This window comes from Collimonas rhizosphaerae, assembly GCF_038896935.1.
GTDB lineage: Bacteria > Pseudomonadota > Gammaproteobacteria > Burkholderiales > Burkholderiaceae_D > Collimonas > Collimonas rhizosphaerae.
Window position 1 is genome coordinate 22,384 of record NZ_JBANDC010000014.1, and the last position, 22,344, is coordinate 44,727.

The following is a 22,344-nucleotide window of genomic DNA, read 5'->3' on the forward strand; positions in this document are numbered from 1 at the left end:
GATGCCGAATTTGAAAGAGGATTTCGATAGCCTGGTGGCGAAAACCAGTTTGTCCGACGGCGTGGACCGCCGTACTTTCATGAAAACCGCCTTGGGCACAGGCTTTGCCGCCGCCGTGCTGCCGGTAACGGCGCAGACCGTGATCAAGACCGATGCCGAGGGCCTCACGGCCGGCGCGCTGGACATTGAGGAAAACGGCTTGAGCGTACCGATCTATCGCGCGCAGCCGGAGGGGAAAACCAATTTGCCGGTGGTGCTGGTGGTCTCGGAGATTTTCGGGGTGCACGAGCATATCGCCGATATCGCAAGGCGTTTCGCCAAGCTGGGTTACCTTGCGATTGCGCCGAATCTGTTCAAGCGCCAGGGCGATCCGGCGGCTTTCGCATCCATCCCGGAGTTGTACGTCAACGTGATTTCCAAGGTGCCGGACGACCAGGTGCTGGGCGATCTCGATGCCTGCGTGGCCTGGGCCAAGAAAAATGGCGGCAATGTCAGCAAGCTGGCGATCACCGGTTTTTGCTGGGGCGGCCGCATCACCTGGCTGTACGCCAGCCACAACCCCAAGGTCAAGGCTGCCGCGGCCTGGTACGGCAGCCTGGTCAAGGGCAAGGACCCCGAAGGCAAGACCGAGGCTGAAATCAAGGCGTTGACGCCGAAGCAGCCGGTCGACATCGCGCCGACCCTGAAAGTGCCGGTGCTGGGTTTGTACGGCGCCAAGGACCAGGGCATCACGCAGGACCATGTGGCGCAGATGAAGGCGGCGCTGGCCAAGGGCAGCAGCAAGTCGGAGATCGTGGTGTATCCGAATTCCGGCCATGCGTTCAACGCCGATTACCGCCCCAGCTATGTTGAAGCAGATGCAAAAGACGGCTGGAAGCGCACCTTGGCCTGGTTCAAAGAGCATGGCGTGAGCTGATGCCGATGTTTGTTTCTGGGCGCCTGGCGTCCAGAAACAGAAATCTTTGCTGGCGGCCTTCAGGTCGGAATAAACAGTTAAAAAGCAGTTAAATTTGCCGAAATGCAGCAGCTGTGCTTTAATTTGCAACCTTGTTGCATATAACGCTGTCTGCCGGAGCAAAAAAATTAATTCCACACTCGTTTCAATCCTCCTGGCGACCATGATCGCCGGCCTCTTCAGCATTACCGCCGCTGCCGTTTTTTCGTTCGCGCTGCTATCCAAGATGGTCGAGCGCATGGTCAGCCTGTCGGTCGGCATCATGCTGGCGACTTCCCTGCTGCACGCCTTGCCGGAAGCGTTCGAGTCGAATGCCGACAGCCACACGCTGTTCGCCGTGCTGCTGGGCGGCCTGCTGGCGTTTTTCGTGCTGGAAAAATTCGCCATCCTGCGCCATTCGCACCATCACGAAGACGACGGCCACGGCCATCACCACGGCCACGACAAGAAAGAGGCGGGCAAAGCCGGCTGGATGATCCTGGTAGGGGACGGCTTGCACAACTTTACCGACGGCATCCTGATTGCCGCCGCTTTCCTGGCCGATCCGCACCTGGGCCTGATCACCGGCCTGGCCATCATCGTCCATGAGATCCCGCAGGAAATCGGCGATTTCATCGTGCTGCTCAACGCCGGCTTTTCGCGCACCCGCGCTTACGTGTACAACCTGATCTGCAGCCTGATGGCGGTGGTCGGCGGCTTGCTCGGCTATTTCACCCTTGAGCGCGGCATGGAATGGATTCCTTACGTGCTGGTGTTCGCCTCATCGGGATTCATCTATATTGCCGTCAGCGACCTGATGCCGCAGATGCAGCGCCGCGCTACTTTGCGCGAAACCATTCCGCAGATCCTGCTGATCGGCGCCGGCGTCGCTATCGTGCTGTTCCTGACGCGCCACGCTCACAACCATTAAACCCTAGGGGCAGGCAAAAACCTGCCCCTAGCGGTTTTATGCACCCTTGGCCATTGGCCGCGTCGCATCCGAACACCATTCGCTCCACGATCCCGGATACAAGGCAGCGCCATGCAAACCGGCGATTTCCAGCGCCAGCAGGTTGTGGCAGGCGGTGACGCCCGAACCGCATTGCATGACCGCCGCCTGCGGTTCGCTGATCAGGGCGCCGAATTCCTCGTGCAATTGATGGCCCGGCTTGAACCGGCCGTCCGCTTGCAGGTTGTCTTTGAAGAAACGGTTCTTGGCGCCGGGAATGTGGCCGCCGACCGGGTCGATGGTTTCATTTTCTCCGCGAAAACGGTCCGGCGCGCGGGCGTCGACGATGGTGCGCCGCGGGTTGGTCAGGTTGACCAGGATGTCATGCGCATTGACGCTCGCAGTCAGCGGCGGCTTGGCGCCGATGTTGCCGGCCGCAGGCGCCGGTTCCGCAGTCGACAAGCCGCCGCCCGCTGCCTGCCAGGCCGCCACGCCGCCGTCCAGCACCGCGACCGAGCTGTGGCCGATGGAGCGCAGCAGCCACCATAGGCGGGCCGCATACATGCCGCCCTGGGCGTCGTAGGCGACGACCTGGGTATCGTCGTTGATGCCCCAGCGCCGCAGCGTCGCCAGCAAGGCATCTTTTTCCGGCAATGGATGGCGGCCCTTGAAACTGCCGTCGGCCGCCTGCTTGGCGCCGGAAAGATCGCGATCGAGGTTGGCAAAGCGGGCTTCAGGAATATGGCCGGCATCGTACGCTGCCCTGCCGGCGGCGGCATCCACCAGGTCATGGCGGCAGTCGAGGATGACCCAGTTGGGGTTTTGCGCATTCTGCAGCAGGTTCGCGGCAGAAATCAGCGTCTGGTAGGGATGGGCTTGGGACATGGCATTCCTTTTATCAAGTGTGTGTCAGATGATGCAGGGCAACGTTCATATACGCACAAAGGGTGGCCTAGCCAGCCACCGCTTTTTCCTCATGCAAAGAGCTGAGCGGACGTGCCTTCTTTTGATTATAAAACGTTGCCAGCAAACCGCTGACAAGGATTACGGCAGTGCCAAGCCAGCCGCGCCAGTCCATCTGGTCGCGCCAGATAAGGATGCCCCAGATGCTGGAAAAGACAATGCCGGTGTATTGCAGGTTTGCAGTCAATAGCGGATTGCCAAGGCGGTAGGCGCGCGTCATGGCCATCTGCGCCAGCGTGGCCGACAGGCTCAGCGTGACCAGCAGGCTCACGCCTTGCACGGTGTGCGGATGCCAGAACGGCATGCCGCCGCCAGGCAGCAAGGTGCTGCCCGCCAGGCCGGCCAGGGCGCTGGTGCTGGAAAAATAGAATACCACCCGGTATTCCGGTTCGCCCAGGGTGCCCAGGCGCCGCACCTGCAGGTAAGCCACGGCCGAGAGCAGGCCGGACACCAGCGCGATCATACCGCCCGTGGTCTGTTCGGCATTGAACGATGGCCGCAGCAACAGCATCACGCCGATGAAGCTGAGCAGGATGGTGAAAGCCATGCCCCATTCAAAGCGGCCGCTGCCGCGCCACCAGGCAGCGCCGAACAGGATTGCCGCCAGCCATATCGAGGAAGTGTAGTTGAGGGTGGTGGCGGTCGCCACCGGCAGCAGGCTGAAGGAATAGAACCACATCGACAAGGCGATCACGCCGATCACGCCGCGCCAGATGTGCTCGCGCGGCATAGGGGTCTTGAGGGTACCGCCTTTCGCCAGTATCAGGACGATGATGAACAGCATGCCGATCAGGCCGCGGCTCAGGACGATTTCAGCGATGGAATAATGGTCTGCGGCGAGCTTGACGCAGACCCCCATGATGGAAAACATGAGGCTAGCGAACAGCATCCAGAGTGATTGCATGGGGCGGGAGTGAAGTAGGGGAGCGTTGCTGCTATTCTGACTGATTCTGGTCGCCGTGCATGCCTGCAGCGCTAAATAATGACAAAGGGCCGGAGCCTGCGCGCTCCAGCTTGCGCACAAACTCCGGCCCCCGCTACGGTCCTTGAATGCTTAGGCTTGGACCAGGCCGTCCTGGCTCCGGTACCATTCGTGGAAATGCTGCATGCCGTCTTCCATCGGCGACTGGTAAGGGCCGGCTTCATTGACGCCGCGCTCCATCAGGATGCGCCGTCCGGCGTCCATGCGCAGGGCAATTTCATCATCTTCGACGCAGGTTTCCATGTAGGCCGCACGTTCCGCCTCGACCATTTCGCGTTCAAACAGCGCAATTTCCTCGGGATAGTAGAACTCGACCACATTGGTGGTCTTTTGCGGGCCGCGCGGCCATAGCGTCGACACCACCAGGACGTGGGGATACCACTCGACCATGATGTTGGGGTACAAGGTCAGCCAGATCGCGCCGAACTTCGGCGGTTCGCCGTTGCTGAACTTGAGCACCTGCTCTTGCCACTTCTTGTACGCCGGCGAGCCGGATTTCGCCAGCCCGTGGTTGACGCCCACGGTCTGCACGCTGTAATCCTTGCCGAACTGCCATTCCAGGTCGTCGCAGCTGACAAAGCTGCCGAGGCCGGGATGGAACGGTTCGACGTGATAGTCCTCCAGGTAAACCTCGATAAAGGTTTTCCAGTTGTAGTCGCATTCGTGGACTTCGACATGGTCGAACAGGTAGCCGCTGAAATCGAGATCCTTGGCCACGCCCAGCTGCGCCAGCTTTTCGCCGACGTGGAAGGCGTTCTGTTCAAACAGCAAGCCGTTCCAGTTCTGCAAGGGCGTGCGGGACAGGTTCATGCACGGCGTCTCGCCGAAATGCGGCGCGCCGATCAGTTCGCCCTTGAGGTCGTAAGTCCAGCGATGCAGCGGGCAGACGATGTTGCGGGCATTGCCGCGGCCGTCGAACATTTTTGCCTGCCGATGGCGGCAGACGTTGGATACCAGCTCAATCCCCTGGGGATTGCGCACCAGCATGCGGCCTTCGTTTTCAGAAGCGAGCGTGGCGTAATCGCCGACGTTGGGCACCATCAGTTCATGGCCGACGTAACGCGGGCCAGTCTGAAACAATTGCTGGATTTCGCGCTTTAACAGCGCTTCGTCAAAGTAGACGTTGACTGGAAGTTGCGCATCGGAGCGCGCGAGCTTGGTAATAGAAGCCAGATCGGACATCCCTCCACCCCCAAATGTGTTATCAACCTAAGAGAGAAAGAATCCGCAAAAACCTGTGTTCAAATAATATGAAACGGAAATTTTGGACAGAACCGAGGATTATCCCATAAAAATGCCGGTTTTGGCGCTGTTTTACGCTTTTTATCCAGATAAAGCCTTCGAATTTCAACGGCTTATAGATGTTTGCTCTAAAATAGCGAACTACACTATTTATAGCCACTATGCCAAAAAATCCGATTTCCGCCAGCAGTCCCGCCTCATTTGAACAAGCAATGGCCGAACTGGAGCAACTGGTTGCCCAAATGGAAGCTGGCGAGTTGCCGCTGGAAGCATCCGTCGCCGCTTATAAACGAGGATCGGAACTGGTCAAGTTTTGCGCTTTGCAGCTGGAAAAAGTCGACAGCCAGGTCAAGGTGCTGGAAGGCGACATGCTCAAGCCGTTTGCCGGTGAAGCGCTCAAGGATCACAGCGGAGCCGACGAATGACTGTTGCCGTTCCATTATCGAACCATGCGCAGGAGCCGGCATTGGCTTTCGACGCCTGGATGCGCCAGACGCAAACCGGAATGGAAGCCGCCCTGGACCGGTGCTTGCCAGCTGAGGCCAGCATTCCGGCCAGGCTGCACCAGGCCATGCGCTATGCCGTGCTGGATGGCGGCAAACGGGTCCGGCCCTTGCTGGTATTTGCCGCAGGAGAATTGTTTGCAACGCCGGCCGCCGTCGCGCAACGCGCCGCCGCCGCAGTCGAAATGATCCATGCCTATTCGCTGGTGCACGACGACATGCCATGCATGGACGACGATGCCTTGCGTCGCGGCAAGCCGACCGTGCATGTGCAGTACGACCAGGCGACCGCCCTGCTGGTGGGCGATGCCTTGCAGTCGCAGGCATTCATCGTGCTGGCCGAAGCCGGCGAGGGCGTCGATGCGGCGCGCCAGATCGTCATGCTGCGCCTGCTGGCGCAAGCCTCGGGTTCGCTCGGCATGTGCGGCGGCCAGGCGATCGACCTGGCTAGCGTCGGCCTGAATTTGTCGCTGCCGGAACTGGAGCAGATGCACAAGCTGAAAACCGGCGCCTTGCTGCGCGCTTCGGTATTGCTGGGCGCGTGGGGCGGCAAAGCCTTGGCGCCAGCTGAAATCGAGGCGCTGGAAGCCTATGGCACCGCCATCGGCCTGGCGTTCCAGGTGGTGGACGACATCCTCGATGCGACCGCGGATTCCGCGACGCTGGGGAAAACCGCAGGCAAGGACGCCGCGGACAACAAGCCGACCTATGTCTCGATTCTGGGTTTGCCCGAATCGCAGGCGCTGGCGGAAAAATTGCGCAACGACGCCCACCAGGCGCTTGCGATCTTTGGGAACAAGGCACGCCGCCTGCGTGAGCTGGCGGACTTGATCGTGCAACGGAAGGCTTAGATATGGAATTACTCAACACAATCGACAGCCCGGCAGACCTGCGCAAACTGACGCGGGCGCAACTCAAGCCGCTGGCTGACGAGCTGCGCGAATTCGTCATCGAATCGGTGGCGCAGACCGGCGGCCACCTGTCGTCCAACCTGGGCACGGTGGAATTGACGATTGCGCTGCATTACGTTTTCAACACGCCGGAAGACCGCGTGGTGTGGGATGTCGGCCACCAGACCTATCCGCACAAGATCCTCACCGGCCGCCGCGACCGCATGCATACGCTGCGCCAGCTCGACGGCATCTCCGGCTTCCCGCGCCGTAGCGAAAGCGAATACGATACCTTCGGCACCGCCCATTCGTCGACCTCGATTTCAGCCGTGCTGGGCATGGCGCTGGCCGCCAAGACCAAGGGTGAAACCGAGCGCCATGCAATCGCCGTGATCGGCGACGGCGCGATGACCGCCGGCATGGTGTTCGAAGCGATGAACAACGCCGGCGTGTATGACGACATCAACATGCTGGTGATCCTGAACGACAACGACATGTCGATCTCGCCGCCGGTAGGCGCCTTGAACCGCTACCTGGCGCGCCTGATGTCGGGCCAGTTCTATGCGCAAGCCAAGAACGTCGGCAAATCGATACTGCCGGGGCCGATGCGGCAGCTGGCCAAGCGTTTCGAGGAACACGCCAAAGGCATGGTGGTGCCCGCCACCATGTTTGAAGAATTCGGGTTCAACTATATCGGCCCGATCGACGGCCATGACCTGGAATCGCTGATCCCGACCTTGCAGAACCTGAAGCACCTGAAAGGCCCGCAGTTCCTGCACGTGGTGACCAAGAAGGGCCAGGGCTACAAGCTGGCGGAAGCCGATCCGGTGCTGTACCACGGTCCGGGCAAGTTCAATCCGGCCGAGGGCATCAAGCCGGCCGCGGTCAGCAAGATGACCTACACCCAGGTGTTCGGCGACTGGCTGTGCGACATGGCGGCGCAGGACGACAAGCTGATCGGCATCACCCCGGCGATGTCGGGCGGCTCCGGCCTGGATACGTTCGCCCAGCGTTTTCCGCAGCGTTTCTACGATGTCGGCATCGCCGAGCAGCATGCGGTCACGTTCGCCGCCGGCCTGGCCTGCGAAGGCTTGAAGCCGGTAGTGGCGATCTATTCGACTTTCCTGCAGCGCGCCTACGACCAGCTGATCCATGACGTCGCCCTGCAAAACCTGGACGTGACCTTTGCGCTGGACCGTTCCGGCCTGGTCGGCGCCGATGGCGCAACCCATGCCGGCAATTACGACATGGCGTATCTGCGCTGCATTCCCAACATGGTGGTGATGGCGGCGTCCGATGAAAACGAATGCCGCCAGATGTTGTCCACGGCGTATCGCTACAACGGACCGGCAGCGGTGCGTTATCCGCGCGGCGCCGGCGTAGGCGCCGCCATCGCTCCCGAATTGAGCACCTTGCCCCTGGGCAAAGGTGAAATCAGGCGCCAGGGACAGAGCGTGGCGATCCTGGCCTTCGGTTCCATGCTGGCGCCGAGCCTGGCAGCAGGCGAGATGCTGGACGCCACGGTCGTCAACATGCGTTTCATCAAGCCGCTGGATGTCGACCTGGTGCTGGAACTGGCGCGGACCCACGATGCGCTGGTCACGGTAGAGGAAGGCTCCATCATGGGCGGCGCCGGCGCCGCAGTGGCGGAAGCCCTGGCGGCGGCGGGATGCGTCAAGCCGCTCTTGAATCTGGGCTTGCCGGACCGATTCATAGACCATGGCGACGTCAGCCAGCTGCTGGCGCAATGCGGCCTGAATGCAGAAGGTATCGCTGCATCGATACGCCAGCGCTTCGGCAAGGACCAGCCGCGCCTGGTCGTCAACCAGAATTAAGCAGGGCTGGCCGCCTGCCGTCCCCAAGCCATTCCAGCCAGGATGCTGCCGCCGGTCGAGCGGCAGCGTTCAAGCCAGACTTATATCCAACCATCCCGGATTTCCTGCCGAGCCTGCAGGCGAAGCGGGATCAGGCTGCTTCCGGCAGCCTTTCATTCAAAGGTTAAGCATGAATACTCGTGACCGCAATCTGACGATTCCAGACGTGCAAAGCAGCGTCGACACCCGCCACCTGGCGATCCAGCGCGTTGGCGTCAAAGGCGTGCGTTATCCGGTGACGGTGCGTACCGCCGCAACAGCACAGCCAACCATCGGCAGCTGGAACATGTACGTGCATCTGCCGGAACAGCAGAAGGGCACCCACATGTCGCGTTTCATCGCCTTGCTGGAAGGTTTGGAAGGACCGCTCGACGTCGCCTCGTTCGGCGCGCTGATGCGCAAGATGGTGACCCTGCTGGACGCCGAGCGCGGCCGCATCGAGCTGACTTTCCCGTACTTCATCAACAAGACCGCGCCGGTTTCCGGCGTGCAGAGCTTGATGGATTACGAAGTGGGCTTGACCGGCGAGATCAGCCAGGGGCAACTGGAAATCACGCTCAAAGTGCTGGTGCCGGTAACCAGCCTGTGCCCTTGCTCGAAGCAGATTTCAGCCTACGGCGCGCACAACCAGCGCTCGCACATCACCGTCAATGCGGTGCTGGACGGCGAGATCCAGGTCGACGAGCTGATCGCGAAGATCGAGGCGCAGGCATCCTGCGAACTGTTCGGCCTGCTGAAGCGTCCGGATGAAAAATACGTGACCGAGCGCGCTTACGAAAATCCGAAGTTCGTCGAGGACCTGGTGCGCGACGTGGCGGTGGCGCTGAACAACGAACCGCGTGTGCTGGCCTATGTGCTGGAAGCGGAAAACTTCGAGTCCATCCATAACCATTCGGCGTATGCATTGATCGAGCACGACAAGCGCAGCCAATAAACGCGTTTGATCCAACAGAGCGGGATGAAGCCGGTTGCGGCGTCATCCCGTTTTTTTTTACGCGTCCCGCAAGCGATCCTTTTGCCACAGCACGTCGCTGCCGCCATCCGCGCGGTTCAGCACCCGCGACAGCACGAACAGCAGGTCCGACAAGCGGTTCACGTACTGCCGCACCGCCTCATTCACCGTTTCGCTCTTGCCCAGGCTGACAATGCTGCGTTCCGCGCGCCGGCAGACTGTACGGCAGACATGCGCCAGCGCCGCCGGGCGGTTGCCGCCGGGCAGGATGAAATCCTTTAGCGGCGGCAGGCCGGCATTGTATTTTTCCAGCAGGTCGTCGAGCCGGGCTACCTGCGCCTCGCTGACCAGCGCATAGCCGGGAATGCACAGCTCGCCGCCGAGGTCGAACAGGTCGTGTTGTATCGATAGCAATGCTTCGCGCAATGTTGCGTCCAGCCCTTCGCACAGCAGCAGGCCAAGCTGCGAATTGAGTTCGTCGACATCGCCGATTGCCTGGATGCGCAGGCTGTCCTTATCGGTGCGGCTGCCGTCGCCGAGGCCGGTAGTGCCCTTGTCGCCGGTGCGCGTCGCGATCTTGGAGAGTCGATTGCCCATGGTTTTGAAGTCCCTCTGTTTCCGTTTGTTCCGGCTGATCCTGGATGGAATAGCAAGACTTGTACTTTACACCAGCGCGCAGCAGTCGCGCAGAGTAAAATCCAGAGGAAAAGGAGACCTTCCAATGAACCACATCGCCGATCTCGCCGCCCTGAAAAAACCGTTGCCGGATGGCTTGCTTGCAGCTCTCGCCCCCTTGTTTGGCGAGCGCCTCTCGACCACCATGGCGATGCGCGAGCATCACGGCCGCGATGCTTCTTCGTATGATCCGATGCCGCCGGATGCCGTCGTGTTCGTCGAATCGACCGAAGAGGTCGCCGCGCTGGTCAAGCTGTGCAGCGAATACCAGGTCCCGGTGATTCCTTTCGGCAGCGGCACGTCGCTGGAAGGCCATGTGCTGGCGCTGCAGGGCGGGATTTCCATCGACTTGTCGCGCATGAACCGCTTGCTGGCGATCCATGCCGAAGACTTGACGGCGACAGTGCAGGCCGGCGTCACCCGCAAGCAGCTGAACCACGAGATCAAGGACAGCGGCCTGTTCTTTCCGATCGATCCAGGCGCCGACGCTTCGATCGGCGGCATGGCCGCCACCCGTGCTTCCGGCACCAACGCCGTGCGCTACGGCAGCATGCGCGAGAACACGCTGGCGCTGACAGTGGTGACCGCGGACGGCCGCATCATCAAGACCGGTACGCGCGCCAAGAAATCCGCCGCCGGTTATGACCTGACGCGCATTTTTGTCGGCAGCGAAGGCACGCTGGGCGTGATCACTGAAGTGACCGTCAAGCTTTATCCGCAACCGGAAGCCATCTCGGCCGCGGTCTGTTCGTTCCGGAATATCGCCGACGCGGTCAATGCGGTGATCCAGACCATACAGCTGGGCGTGCCGGTGGCAAGGGTAGAGCTGCTGGATGAGAACGGCGTGCGCGCCATCAATGCGCATTCCAGGTTGGCGCTGCCGGAACAGCCGCTGCTGCTGTTTGAATTCCACGGCAGCGAGAACGGCGTCAAGGAGCAGGCTGAGCTGGTGCAGGCGGTGGTGGCTGAGCACCACGCCGTCGGCTTTGAATGGGCGACGCGGCCGGAAGACCGCTCGCGTTTATGGACCGCGCGCCACAATGCCTATTTCGCCTTGCTGCAATTGCGTCCCGGCAGCCGCGCGATTTCCACCGATTGCTGCGTGCCGATCTCGCGCCTGGCGGAGTGCATCCTGGAGACCAAGGCCGATTGCGAGGCGAACGGCATGGTGTATTCGATCATCGGCCACGTCGGCGACGGCAATTTCCATGTGCAGATGCTGGTCGATCCTGACGACGCCGCCGACATCGCGCGCGCCGAGGGCGTCAATGCGCGCATGGTGAGCCGCGCCATCGGCATGGACGGCACTTGCACCGGCGAGCATGGCGTCGGCCTGCACAAGATCGATTTCCTGGTTGAAGAGCATGGCGTGGAAGCAATCGCCACCATGCGCGCGCTGAAGCATGCTTTCGATCCGAAAAACATCATGAATCCCGGAAAGATCATCCGGTGGTAAGTCCACGTGTCTAGGTAATAATTTTGAACAAAACCCCACTGGTCAATCGCCTGCCGCCGGTGCACGCCTTGTCCGCGTTTGAAGCTGCCGCGCGCCACCACTCGTTCGCATTGGCGGCGGACGAGTTGTGCATCACGCCGTCGGCGCTGTCGCACCGGATCCGCCTGCTGGAAGATTTCGTCGGCGAACGCCTGTTCTCGCGCGAGGGCCGGACCGTCGCCTTGTCCGAATTCGGCCACCGCTACCTGGAGGTGGTGCGCAGCGCCTTGCGCACCTTGACCGAATTTCCGCTGCCGCAGCGTAACGCCCAGGTGCAGCCGCGCGTCAAGATCACCGCGCCGCCGACGTTTGCACGCCAGCTGCTGATCCCGCACCTGCATGAATTTGCCAGGCGGCACCCTGAGATCGTGGTCGAAATATTCCTGTCGGTGCCGCTGTACGACCTGAGCTTGACGGAGAGCGATCTTGAAGTGCGTTTTGGTGCAGGCAAGTATCCCAACACCACCACCGAGAAACTGTTTGAGGAACCCACCTTTGCCGTCGCCAGCCCGGGATACCTGAAGCAAGTCGGCCCGCTGAAGCAGCCGGCCGACTTGCGCAAGGCAAGCCTGCTGCGCTCGGCGCTGGAACCCTGGCAGCCATGGTTCCAGGCGGCCGGGCTGGACTGGCCCGAGCCTTCCTCCGGCTTGCGTGCCGACGACCTGGGGCTGCTGCTGGAACTGGTGCGCCATGGCCATGGGGTCGGCCTGACCCGCAAGCATTTTGCCCAGCAGATGATTGCGCAGGGAGAAGTGGTGCAATTGTTCGACATCAGCCTGACTTCGCCGCCCCATGCGTATTACCTGGTGTACCAGCAAAAGCCGCAGGAACGGCCGGAAGTGACCACCTTCATTGAATGGATGAAGGATACTTTCAGCCGCATCTGAAGCGGATTGGCGGCAGGCGGACGGCCGCCTGAAAATATTTCATCCGCGCGATGCAAGCTTTTCAGGCGGATCCAAGCTGGATATCAGAGGAAAACATTCTGTTGAAAACACAATATCGTTATACTCGACGATAGAAAACACACTCTCCGATAGCCAGCCTGCCAATGGGACAACAGCATGAACGGGAAAACAGCATCGCTCGCTACAGCTCCTGCTGAATCCGCCTTTAGCCCGGTCCGCCAGCAGCAAGTCGTCAGCGCGCTGCGGGCGCTGCTGCCGGAACAGGCGTTGCTGTCGAACATCGAAGATACCCGGCCCTACGAATGCGACGGCCTGGCCGCCTACCGGCAGACGCCGATGGTGGTGGCGTTGCCGGAGAACGAAGGACAGGTAGTCGCCATCCTCAAGGCTTGCCGCGATCTCAAGGTACCCATCGTGCCGCGCGGCGCTGGCACCGGCCTGTCGGGTGGCGCCATGCCGATCGCCGACGGCGTGGTCTTGTCCACCGCCAAATTCACCCGCATCGTCAAGCTCGATCCGTATGCACGGACTGCCGTGGTGCAGCCCGGCGTGCGCAACCTCGCCATTTCCGAGGCGGCAGCCGCGCACGATCTGTATTACGCGCCGGATCCGTCGTCTCAGATCGCTTGCACCATCGGCGGCAACGTGGCGGAGAATTCGGGCGGCGTGCATTGCCTGAAATACGGCCTTACCGTGCACAACGTGCTGCGGGTCAGGATGGTGACGATCGACGGCGAGGTGGTTGAACTCGGCAACGGCGCGCTGGATGCGCCCGGCCTCGACTTGCTGGCGCTCTTCATCGGCTCGGAAGGCATGCTGGGCGTGGTCACCGAAGTCACGGTCAAGCTGATCCCCAAGCCGCAGGCGGCCAGGGTCATCATGGCTTCCTTTGACGACGTGGTGAAGAGCGGCAATGCGGTTGCCAACGTGATTGCCGCCGGCATCATCCCGGCCGGCCTGGAGATGATGGACCGCACCAGCTCGCGCATGGTGGAACCCTTCGTCAAGGCCGGCTACGATACCGATGCCGCCGCCATCCTGTTATGCGAATCGGATGGCACCGCGGAAGAGGTGGAAGAGGAAATCGGCCGCATGAGCGCGGTGCTCAACGCCAGCGGTGCGACCCGCATCGAAGTGTCGACGTCGGAAGCGGAGCGCCTGCGCTTCTGGTCGGGCCGCAAGAACGCCTTTCCGGCTGCCGGCCGCATTTCCCCCGATTATTACTGCATGGACGGCACCATCCCGCGCAAGAACCTGGCGCAAGTGCTGCTCGGCATCGAGCAGATGGAAGGCAAATACGGCCTGCGCTGCGCCAATGTGTTCCATGCCGGCGACGGCAACCTGCATCCCCTGATCCTGTTCGATGCCAACCTGCCTGGCGAATTTCATCGCGCGGAAGAATTCGGCGCCGAGATCCTTGAGTTGTGCGTGGCTGTCGGCGGCACCATTACCGGCGAGCACGGCGTCGGCATCGAAAAGATCAATTCGATGTGCGTGCAGTTTTCTCCGCTGGAGCGTGAAGCTTTCTTCAATGTCAAACGTGCCTTCGATACCGCGTTCCTGCTCAATCCGGACAAGGCGATCCCCACTTTGCAGCGCTGCGCCGAGTACGGCAAGATGCATGTGCAGCGCGGCCAGCTGAAATTTGCGGAACTTCCGCGCTTCTAAACCAGACCCGAGAATATGGACGCAGAGTCATTCAGGCAGCAGGCCAAGGCGCAGATCCTCGCCGCCGCCGCAGAACACCGGCCGCTGGAAATCCGCGGCGGCGGCAGCAAGCGCTGGTATGGCCAGCAGGTGCAGGGCGAGCTGCTCGACGCGCGCGGCTATGGCGGCGTCATCGATTATGAGCCGACCGAACTGGTGATCACCGCCCGTTGCGGCACCCCGCTGGCCGAGATCGAGGCGCTGCTGGCGCAGCACAACCAGATGCTGCCGTTTGAACCGCCGCATTTCGGCAGCGCCGCGACGTTGGGCGGCATGGTCGCCAGCGGCTTGTCCGGCCCGTCGCGGCAGGCGGTCGGCGCGTTGCGCGACTTTGTGCTGGGCGCGGTGCTGATGGATGGCAAGGGCGACATCCTGCATTTCGGCGGACAGGTCATGAAGAACGTGGCGGGATACGATGTGTCGCGTTTGCTGGCCGGTTCGCTTGGCACCCTGGGTTTGATCCTGGAAGTGTCGCTGAAAGTGTTGCCGCGCCCGATCGCCAGCAGCAGCCGCCGGTTTGCCATGGGCGAAGCCGAAGCGATTCGCAGCCTTAACCAGTGGGGCGGCTTGCCCTTGCCGGTTTCCGCCAGCTGCTGGCAGGATGGCATGCTGACGCTGCGCCTGTCCGGCGCGCAGGCAGCGGTAAGCGCCGCCGAAAAGAACCTCGGCGGTGAAGCGGTCGCCGATGCGGACGATTTCTGGCACGCGCTGCGCGAGCAGACGCACGCTTTTTTTGCGCCGGCAGCCGCGCAGAAGCCCTTGTGGCGGCTGGCGCTGCCGTCGACCGCAGCGCCGCTGGCGTTACCCGGCGCCACGCTGATCGAGTGGGGCGGGGCACAGCGCTGGCTGTTCACCGGCGCCGACGCGCAGGCGGTGCGGGACGCGGCGTCCGCCGCCGGCGGCCATGCCACGCTGTACCGCGGCGGCGACAAAGAGGCCGGCGTGTTTCATCCGCTGGCGCCCGCGGCGGAACAGATTCACCGGCGTTTGAAAGCCAGCTTCGATCCTGCGGCGATTTTCAATATCGGCCGCATGTATCCCGGCTTTTGATCCGAACCTCACAAACAACCTATAGCGCAGCAAGCCATGCAAACCAATCTCGCCGACTTCATCAAGAATACCCGCGCAGGCAAGGAAGCCGACGCGATTCTGCGCGCCTGCGTGCATTGCGGCTTCTGCACGGCGACCTGCCCGACTTACCAGCTGCTGGGCGATGAGCTGGACGGCCCGCGCGGCCGCATCTACCTGATCAAGCAGGTGTTGGAAGGGGCCAAGGCTACCGTCAAGACCCAATCCCACCTGGACCGTTGCCTGACTTGCCGCAATTGCGAATCGACTTGCCCGTCGGGCGTCGAATACGGCCGCTTGCTCGATATCGGGCGCAAGGTGGTCGACGACCAGGTGCCGCGCCCTGTGGCGCAACAGCTGACGCGCAAGCTGCTGAAAGAATTCTTGCCGCGCCCCTGGCTGTTCAAGCCGGCCATGGCGGCCGGCCAGCTGCTGCGGCCGCTGTTGCCGCGCACGCTGAAAAACAAGGTTCCGGAAAAACATGGGGCGGGAATTTTCCCGCGCCGCGAACACGCGCGCAAGATGCTGTTGCTGGACGGCTGTGTGCAACCGGCGATGTCGCCCAACATCAACCACGCCGCCGCACGGGTTTTCGACGCGCTCGGGGTGCAGCTGCTGGTAGCGCCCAAGGCGGGCTGCTGCGGCGCGATCCGTTACCACCTGAACGACCAGGCCGGAGGGCTGGACGACATGCGGCGCAATATCGACGCCTGGTGGCCGTACGTGATCGGCAGCAATGGACAAGGCGTCGAAGCAATCGTCATGACCGCGTCGGGTTGCGGCGTCACGGTCAAGGAATACGGACATCTGCTGGCGGCCGATCCGGCCTATGCCGTGAAAGCAAAAGCGATTTCGGCGCTGACCAAGGACCTGTGTGAAATCCTGCCGGCGTTCGAGGCGGAGCTGCAGCAAAAACTGCAAGGGAAAATCACCCAGCGCGTGGTCTACCATCCGCCATGCACCCTGCAGCACGGCCAGCAGATCCGCGGCAAGGTGGAGGGCTTGCTGCGCAGCGTCGGCGTCGATGTGCAGCTGTGCGCCGACAACCACCTGTGCTGCGGTTCGGCCGGCACCTATTCCGTATTGCAGCCGGAATTGTCGTACCGCCTGCGCGACAACAAACTGGACAATCTGCAGGCAAGCCAGCCGGACATGATCGTCTCGGCCAACATCGGCTGCCTGACCCATCTGCAGTCGGGCACGCAGACGCCGGTCAGGCATTGGATCGAACTGCTGGACCAGGCGCTGGCCTGACAGTTTGCAGGGCGCCGCCGCCCTTAAAACTGATGGCGGATGCCGACTGCCGCGACAAACTGCTTGCCGTTGGAAGACGGCGTGCCGTTTTGCGAGTCGCCGACCACTGCCACCGCGTCGACCGCTGTCACGCCATCTTTCCCCAAGGTCTGGCCACGCGCTTTTTGATAAGCTTCCAGGAAGTAAAGCGCGGTACGTTTAGAGAAATCATAGGTCTGCTCCAGGGACAGCTGCTGGTAGCGGGCCGGATTGCTGATGCCGTTGGCGGCTGATTCCCGCGTGTAGCTATAGCCTGCCGCTACCGTGATGGCCGGCGTCAGCTTGTAGCTGGAAATCACGCCTGCCGTATTGAAACTGGCCTGGTGCGTGAACAAGGACGCTGCTCCCGGCGCCATCTGGACGTTGGAAAAATTCAAGCCCAGCATCAGGCTGCCCGACGCCTGGTACCTTGCCGCCGCTGCGATCATCTGTACCGATTTAGCCGAGGCATATCCGGCATTGACCGGGGACTGGGCGTAGCTGCCCGACGTGACGTTCGGATCCCATGGCGCAAAACCCTTGAGGTTGTTGTTGTTCAGCTTGAGATATCCCAACGCGAGGCTGAGCGCATTAAGGTCGTAGCGCAGCGCCGCGCTGAGGGTATTTCCGGAACCCATGGTGCCGGCGTTTTCACCGAAACCATACAGGGCGCTGGCCTGGAAACCGGCAATCAGCGGCGTCGCATAGACCAGGGAGTTATTGATGCGTATGGTGGTGTCGAGGCCGTCCAGGTCGCCCGGATGGGCGCCGGTGGCGCCGGTCAGCACGCCGGTCGATCCCAGTCCGCCGACATAGCGCCAGTACGGCGTGTACTGGCGGCCTAGCGTCAATGTGCCGTAACGGGCGTCGCTCAATCCGACAAAGGACTGGCGGTTGAACGCCTTGCTGGGATCGCTCTGGGTGCCGTTGTCGATGTTGAATCCCTGTTCCAGCGTGAAAATGGCTTTGCTGCCGCCGCCCAGGTCTTCGCTGCCGCTAAATCCCAGCTTGCTGGCATTCAGGTTGCCGCTGTTCATATACGTGTTGGCATGGCCGCGCTGGCTGCTGGAGTAGATGATCGCGGCGTCGGCGGTGCCGTAGATGGTGACGCCGTTTTGCGCCTGGGCATGGCCTGCGAATGAAACGGCTGCTGTCACCAGCGCCAGTGTTTTGTGTTTCATGTGTCTCCCTTTATGGTTATTGGACTGCTTCAGAACGCCGGTTTGGTGATTCTTAACTTGATTTCGCGGTAGCCGTCGACGATGGCGTCGCTGACGATGCCGGCAGCGTCAGCCGGCAGCCGGCGATTTTCGTGGCGCGGCAAGAGCACGGTCACGATATCGGACGCCGGCTGCACGCCCGCGCATCCGACCGCGATTTCCAAAGTCGATGCGCAGCTCTGGACACGGATCTTCCACAAGCTGTGCTGTCCGTTTTGGTAGGCGTGGCTGCAGCCGTCGTCGTCGAAAAACTCGGCCGTGAAACTGCCGTCGGCCTGGTGCGGGAAGACCATGAAACCTTGCTGGTGCGTGGCTCGGTTGAAATGCTGTTCAGCGACGTTGACGGCGATGGCGCTGCCGGCCCTGGCCAGCAGCGGCGGTTGCTCGCCGACGGCAGGCAATACGATTTCTTGCCCGCCGCGGTGATGCGCGCCGCTCCAGAATTCGTACCAGTCCGCGCCTGCCGGCAGGTACACGCTGCGGCTGTGCTGGCCCGGCTCCACCACGGCAGCCAGCAGCAGGCTGGGGCCGACCAGCATGTCGTCGTTTTCATCGAAACAGCGCGGATCGCCGGGGAAAGCCAGGAAGGTAGGCTTGACCATTGGCTCGTAGTGCTGGTGGTAGCGCCATAGCAAGTCGTAGAAATACGGCGTCAGGCGAGCGCGCAGCTTGAGCAGGTTGCGGATGGCGCCGGTGATGTCAGGGTACATCCAGGCTTCGTTGACAGTCTTGTCGTCGTTCCAGGAATGGATCGAAAAGCGCGGCATGAAAATGCCGAACTGGACCCAGCGCAGCAGCAATTCCGGACCCGGCGCCGGGCCGCTGAAGCCGCCTACGTCATGGCCGGTGTTGGAAATGCCGGACAAGGCCAGGCCAATGCCCATCTTGATGTTGTATTTCAGGGTTTGCCACGAGGTGTAGTTGTCGCCGGACCAGGTCTGCACGTAACGCTGCATGCCGGCGGCGCCGGAGCGCGAGACCAGGTAGGGCCGCTGGTGCGGCGCAAACGCGGTTTGCGCTTCCTGCGAGGCGGCCATCATCAGCATGGTTTGCAGGCCCTTGGCTTCGACTGCCTTGAACGGCTGGCCGAAACCGTGGACGCTCGCCTGCGGATTGAGCACCTGGAATTCGTTGTTGTCGTTCCAGGTGCTGGTGATGCCATATTCCAGCAGGGAGCTGGTCACGGCTTGCTTCCACCAGTTGATGGTGTCAGGATTGGTGAAATCCAGGTAAGCGCCGATTTCATCCCAGAACTGCACCATTTCCGGTTCGCCGTCCTGGTCGTTGATGAACAGGTTCAGGTCCCGCGCTTCGGCAAAACACGGATGGTCCTGCAGCAGGCAAGGCTTGATGTTGGCGCACAGGCGCACGCCATGTTGCAGGTAATGCTGGGCAAAAGCCTTGGGGTCGGGGAATTTCTCGCGGTTCCAGTTGAATACATAGCGCTTGTCGCCGATCGACGTGTAGCCGGACGACAGGTGGAACGATTCGCATAGCATGTCGTGCTGCTCGCAGCTCGCCAGGAATTCGTTCATCTTTTCCTGTGCGTTCGGGGCGTCGGTATACGTCATGGTCGAACCGGAATAGCCGAGGCCCCATTTCGGCGTGAACGCCGGCTTGCCGGTCAGCCAGGTATAGCGCCGCACCACTTGCTCCATGTCGTCGCCGGCGATGAAGTAATAATCAAGGTCGCCATGGTCGGCAACGAAATAGCGGTAGTGGCCGTGATAATTGTCCAGCTCGCACCCCATGTCCAGCTTGCCTTCAGACAGCGTGTCGTAGAACAGGCCGAAGGCGTTTTTTTGCCGCCGGTTCCAGGTCAGGTAGAACGGGATGTGCTTGTACAAGGCGTCGGTGCTGCTGGCGTTGTAGCCCATCGCATCGATGGTTTTCAGGGAGTAGCTGCGGCCGTGGCGGTTGGTGTCGCCGCTGCGCTCGCCGAGGCCGAAATACATTTCATCCTTGGCGTCGCGCTTGAGGTAGTGGTAGACCTTGTCGTCCCAATAGCCGAAATTGACATGTTGCGTGGCGCGGTCCTGGGCGGCGCTTTGCCAGGTTCCGTCCTCGCAGGTTGCCCAGCTGCAGGACAGTCCTTTGAGTTGCACCGTCAGCCGGATTTTCGCGGTTTGTATCAACAAGGCGCCGCCGCTTTCCTCGGTGCTGTAGGGTGGTTGTGCAAAACCCGCCAGCGAGAAACGGTCGCGTCCCTCCAGTGGAAGTTGCGGCGCGCCCGGCGCAATTGCCCAAGTGCGGGGAAAGCGCAGCTTCGCATCAGGCAATACCATGACGCGGATGATGTCTTGTTCCAGCACGAAGATATGGGCCACCTGGCCGCCGGAACCCTTGAGCGTCAGCAGTGGGCCTTTTTGCGCGGCGAGGTGAAATTCAGGTATGCGTTTGACTGACATGGAAGTCTCCAATTTCTTGTTCAGTTGCTGGCGGCATTGCTGTCTTTATAGCCGCGGTACAGCAGGAAAAGAATCGTTACGCCGACCACGTCGAACATGCCGAGCGCAGCGAACAGCGGGGTATAGCCTATCGATTCGGCCAGCTGCCCGATCAGCAATGAAAACGAGAGTCCGCCGATCCAGCTGATCATGCCGGTCAGGCCGTTGGCAGTGCCGACTTCGCGGGTGTTGAAGACGTCGGCGGTCATGGTGTTGACCAGGCCGGAAATCATCTGGTGGGAAAAGCCGCCTATGCAGAACAGGGCGATGGCCACGTAGGGACTTTCTACATAACCGACAAAACCGACGCTGGTCATCAGCAGTGCGCCGGTGGCGATGCCGGCGATGCGCGAGCTGATCAGCTTGAACTTGAAATGCTTCATCAGGAACGGCGACAGGTAGCCGCCCAGGATGCCGCCCATGTCGGCGGCAAAGAACGGCATCCAGCCGAAGACGGCGAACTCTTTCAGGTTCATGCCGCGCACGGAAATGAAATACAGCGGAATCCAGAAATTGAAGGTTTGCCAGGCCGGTTCCGCCAGGAAGCGGGTGATTGCGATGCCCCAGAAACGGCGCGTCCTGACGATCGCCCGCACCGATGGCTTGGCGTGGGCCTGGCTTTCGGCAATGCTTTCCTGGCCGGAGAGGATATATGCCCGTTCTTTATCGGACAGGTTGGGATGATCCTTAGGGGCCCGATAAAAGAAGAACCACAAACCCGCGAAAATGAAGCCCAGCGCGCCGGTGGCGATAAACGCTGCCTGCCAGCCATGTTTGTAGAGCAGCCATGCCACCAGCACCGGCGCGATCACCGCACCCATCGATGTGCCGGCGTTGAAATAGCCGACTGCCACCGAGCGCTCCTGTTTTGGAAACCATTCCGATACCGCTTTGACGCCGGCCGGAATCGCGACGGCTTCGGTCAGGCCCAGCAAGCCGCGGAAGAACGCCAGCGATAACCAGCCGGTGGCGAAGCCGTGCAGCATGCCGACTATCGACCAGGCGGCGGCAAACAAGGCGAAGCCCACTTTCAAGCCGAGGAAATCGATGATGTAGCCGCATACCGGCTGCATGATGGTGTAGGCGACCTGGAAGGCCGCCACCACGTACGAATATTCCTTGGTGCTGAACGCCAGGTCGTGTTTCAGCGTATCTGCCAGCACGCCCAGCGAGTTGCGCGATATGTAGTTGAGTATGGTGCCAAAACAGACGAGGGCGATGATCCACCAGCGCAGGCCTTTGATATGTTTCATTGTTGTTGTCTCGGTTGGTTTTTATTTATGTGATTGAGCGCCGGCTGGGCGTCATGGCGGTTCCGGGATGGCCAGGCTGGAAAACGCCATCCGGAAATCGCAGCTGAAGGTACGGCCGGCGGCCAGGGTTTTTAATCCGGTATCGGGAAAGCCGGATTGCGCCAGGTTGACTGCGTCGGCGACGTGGGTCACCGGTTCGATGCAGAAGTATTCGCCTGCCTTGGGAGCATGCAGGACCAGGTGCGACAGCGGCGGCGATGCGGAAATCGCGATGCAGTGCTGCCGGCCGTCGCCGAGCATGGCTTGTCCGTTCCAGCCGCCGTAATACAGCGTCAATTCTTCCTCTGGCGGAATGCTGCGCAGGGTGCGGTAGTCATGCTGTGGAGGGATCTCGCCGACGCCGATGGCGACATGTTCGGCATCGGCTTGCCACAGCTGTTGCGCGGCAAAGGAAACCTGGCGGGCGAAGCGCCGCGGAAAATATGGATGGAATCCGGCGCCGAGCGGCATCGGCGGCAATGCCGTATTGCCGGTGCTGGTGACCTCCATTTTCATGGCGAGTGCGCCGGCTGCCAGGCTGATGGTCTGCTTCGCTTCGAAACGCCAGGGCCAGCCGTTGTCGTCTTCTTCGTGGACGTACAGCATTGCGGCGCTGCTGCCATCGCAATCGAGCAATTGCCATTCGGCGCGGTGGCCAAAACCGTGCATGGCATGCCGTTCTCCCGGATGCAGCGGCAAATCCAGAGCCAGGCCCGCCCAGGAAAACCTGCCGCCGCGGATGCGGTTGGAAAACGGCAGCAGCGGGTAAATGCCGGCCTTGGGCCAGGCGCTTGCCGGGAAGCCGTGCCGCCTGCACTGTTCCGGCATGGGGACGATCCAGTCGATTTCACGTTCGCCTTGCGACGACCTGAGGGACGTGACGCGGCCGCCGGCTGCAGGCGACAAGGTCAAATGCCAGCCGTCGTTGCCAAGGCTGATTTCCGGCGGGAGCAGGAGTGTTTTCATTTGAC

General features: G+C 61.5%; 19 protein-coding genes. 11 read left to right on the forward strand and 8 right to left on the reverse strand.

Translation table 11 applies throughout. The features are described from left to right. Position 1 precedes the first annotated feature (1 nt). Complete coding sequence (locus V8G57_RS18505; RefSeq protein WP_092396578.1) at positions 2–916, forward strand: dienelactone hydrolase family protein; 915 nt, start codon at positions 2–4, stop codon at positions 914–916. Positions 917–1,118: 202 nt separating this feature from the next. Continuing rightward, on the forward strand, positions 1,119–1,865 hold the full coding sequence (locus tag V8G57_RS18510; protein WP_254785034.1) for a ZIP family metal transporter: 747 nt from the start codon (positions 1,119–1,121) through the stop codon (positions 1,863–1,865). Positions 1,866–1,901: 36 nt separating this feature from the next. Here the strand turns inward: V8G57_RS18510 and V8G57_RS18515 are convergent, their stop codons facing one another. The 3 genes from V8G57_RS18515 to V8G57_RS18525 form a co-directional block, all read right to left on the reverse strand. Beyond that, positions 1,902–2,768, reverse strand: coding sequence for a sulfurtransferase (locus tag V8G57_RS18515; protein WP_342830602.1), 867 nt, complete (start codon positions 2,766–2,768; stop codon positions 1,902–1,904). Between the two features lie 67 nt (positions 2,769–2,835). Continuing rightward, positions 2,836–3,750, reverse strand: coding sequence for a DMT family transporter (locus V8G57_RS18520; protein WP_342830603.1), 915 nt, complete (start codon positions 3,748–3,750; stop codon positions 2,836–2,838). Between the two features lie 150 nt (positions 3,751–3,900). Continuing rightward, complete coding sequence (locus tag V8G57_RS18525; protein ID WP_092396584.1) at positions 3,901–5,010, reverse strand: aromatic ring-hydroxylating oxygenase subunit alpha; 1,110 nt, start codon at positions 5,008–5,010, stop codon at positions 3,901–3,903. 221 nt (positions 5,011–5,231) lie between these two features. Between V8G57_RS18525 and V8G57_RS18530 the strand changes: the two genes are divergently transcribed. From V8G57_RS18530 to folE2, 4 genes are all read left to right on the forward strand, one after another. Next, the gene (locus tag V8G57_RS18530; RefSeq protein ID WP_092396586.1) at positions 5,232–5,495 is read left to right on the forward strand and encodes an exodeoxyribonuclease VII small subunit; all 264 of its coding nucleotides are present in this window, start codon (positions 5,232–5,234) and stop codon (positions 5,493–5,495) included. Next, positions 5,492–6,424, forward strand: coding sequence for a polyprenyl synthetase family protein (locus V8G57_RS18535; protein WP_342830604.1), 933 nt, complete (start codon positions 5,492–5,494; stop codon positions 6,422–6,424). The genes V8G57_RS18530 and V8G57_RS18535 overlap by 4 nt, the downstream gene beginning before the upstream one ends. Before the next feature lie 2 nt (positions 6,425–6,426). Beyond that, positions 6,427–8,298, forward strand: a complete 1,872-nt coding sequence (gene dxs / locus V8G57_RS18540; protein WP_342830605.1) for a 1-deoxy-D-xylulose-5-phosphate synthase — start codon at positions 6,427–6,429, stop codon at positions 8,296–8,298. Between the two features lie 169 nt (positions 8,299–8,467). Continuing rightward, a complete protein-coding gene (folE2, locus tag V8G57_RS18545) occupies positions 8,468–9,271 on the forward strand; it encodes a GTP cyclohydrolase FolE2 (RefSeq protein WP_342830606.1) in 804 nt (267 codons plus the stop codon). A gap of 57 nt (positions 9,272–9,328) precedes the next feature. On the opposite strand, the gene V8G57_RS18550 is transcribed toward folE2, so the two are convergent. Beyond that, positions 9,329–9,886, reverse strand: coding sequence for a cob(I)yrinic acid a,c-diamide adenosyltransferase (locus V8G57_RS18550; protein WP_342830607.1), 558 nt, complete (start codon positions 9,884–9,886; stop codon positions 9,329–9,331). Positions 9,887–10,010: 124 nt separating this feature from the next. Between V8G57_RS18550 and V8G57_RS18555 the strand changes: the two genes are divergently transcribed. From V8G57_RS18555 to glcF, 5 genes are all read left to right on the forward strand, one after another. Beyond that, on the forward strand, positions 10,011–11,420 hold the full coding sequence (locus V8G57_RS18555) for an FAD-binding oxidoreductase (protein WP_342830608.1): 1,410 nt from the start codon (positions 10,011–10,013) through the stop codon (positions 11,418–11,420). A gap of 38 nt (positions 11,421–11,458) precedes the next feature. Beyond that, on the forward strand, positions 11,459–12,346 hold the full coding sequence (locus V8G57_RS18560; protein ID WP_342830691.1) for a LysR substrate-binding domain-containing protein: 888 nt from the start codon (positions 11,459–11,461) through the stop codon (positions 12,344–12,346). A 177-nt stretch (positions 12,347–12,523) separates the two neighbouring features. Next, on the forward strand, positions 12,524–14,035 hold the full coding sequence (locus V8G57_RS18565; RefSeq protein WP_342830609.1) for an FAD-linked oxidase C-terminal domain-containing protein: 1,512 nt from the start codon (positions 12,524–12,526) through the stop codon (positions 14,033–14,035). Positions 14,036–14,050: 15 nt separating this feature from the next. Beyond that, positions 14,051–15,124: a glycolate oxidase subunit GlcE gene (gene glcE / locus V8G57_RS18570; RefSeq protein WP_342830610.1), complete on the forward strand. Its 1,074-nt coding sequence runs from the start codon at positions 14,051–14,053 to the stop codon at positions 15,122–15,124. A 36-nt stretch (positions 15,125–15,160) separates the two neighbouring features. After that, positions 15,161–16,396, forward strand: coding sequence for a glycolate oxidase subunit GlcF (gene glcF / locus V8G57_RS18575; protein ID WP_342830611.1), 1,236 nt, complete (start codon positions 15,161–15,163; stop codon positions 16,394–16,396). Positions 16,397–16,419: 23 nt separating this feature from the next. Here the strand turns inward: glcF and V8G57_RS18580 are convergent, their stop codons facing one another. The 4 genes from V8G57_RS18580 to V8G57_RS18595 are packed head-to-tail and all read right to left on the reverse strand — an operon-like array spanning position 16,420 to position 22,339. Further along, positions 16,420–17,595: a porin gene (locus V8G57_RS18580; protein WP_342830613.1), complete on the reverse strand. Its 1,176-nt coding sequence runs from the start codon at positions 17,593–17,595 to the stop codon at positions 16,420–16,422. 29 nt (positions 17,596–17,624) lie between these two features. After that, a complete protein-coding gene (locus V8G57_RS18585) occupies positions 17,625–20,042 on the reverse strand; it encodes a glycoside hydrolase family 31 protein (RefSeq protein WP_342830614.1) in 2,418 nt (805 codons plus the stop codon). Between the two features lie 20 nt (positions 20,043–20,062). Further along, the gene (locus tag V8G57_RS18590; protein WP_342830615.1) at positions 20,063–21,334 is read right to left on the reverse strand and encodes an MFS transporter; all 1,272 of its coding nucleotides are present in this window, start codon (positions 21,332–21,334) and stop codon (positions 20,063–20,065) included. Positions 21,335–21,385: 51 nt separating this feature from the next. After that, entirely contained in the window at positions 21,386–22,339 is a 954-nt protein-coding gene (locus V8G57_RS18595; protein WP_342830616.1) for an aldose 1-epimerase, read from the reverse strand. Positions 22,340–22,344: the final 5 nt, after the last annotated feature.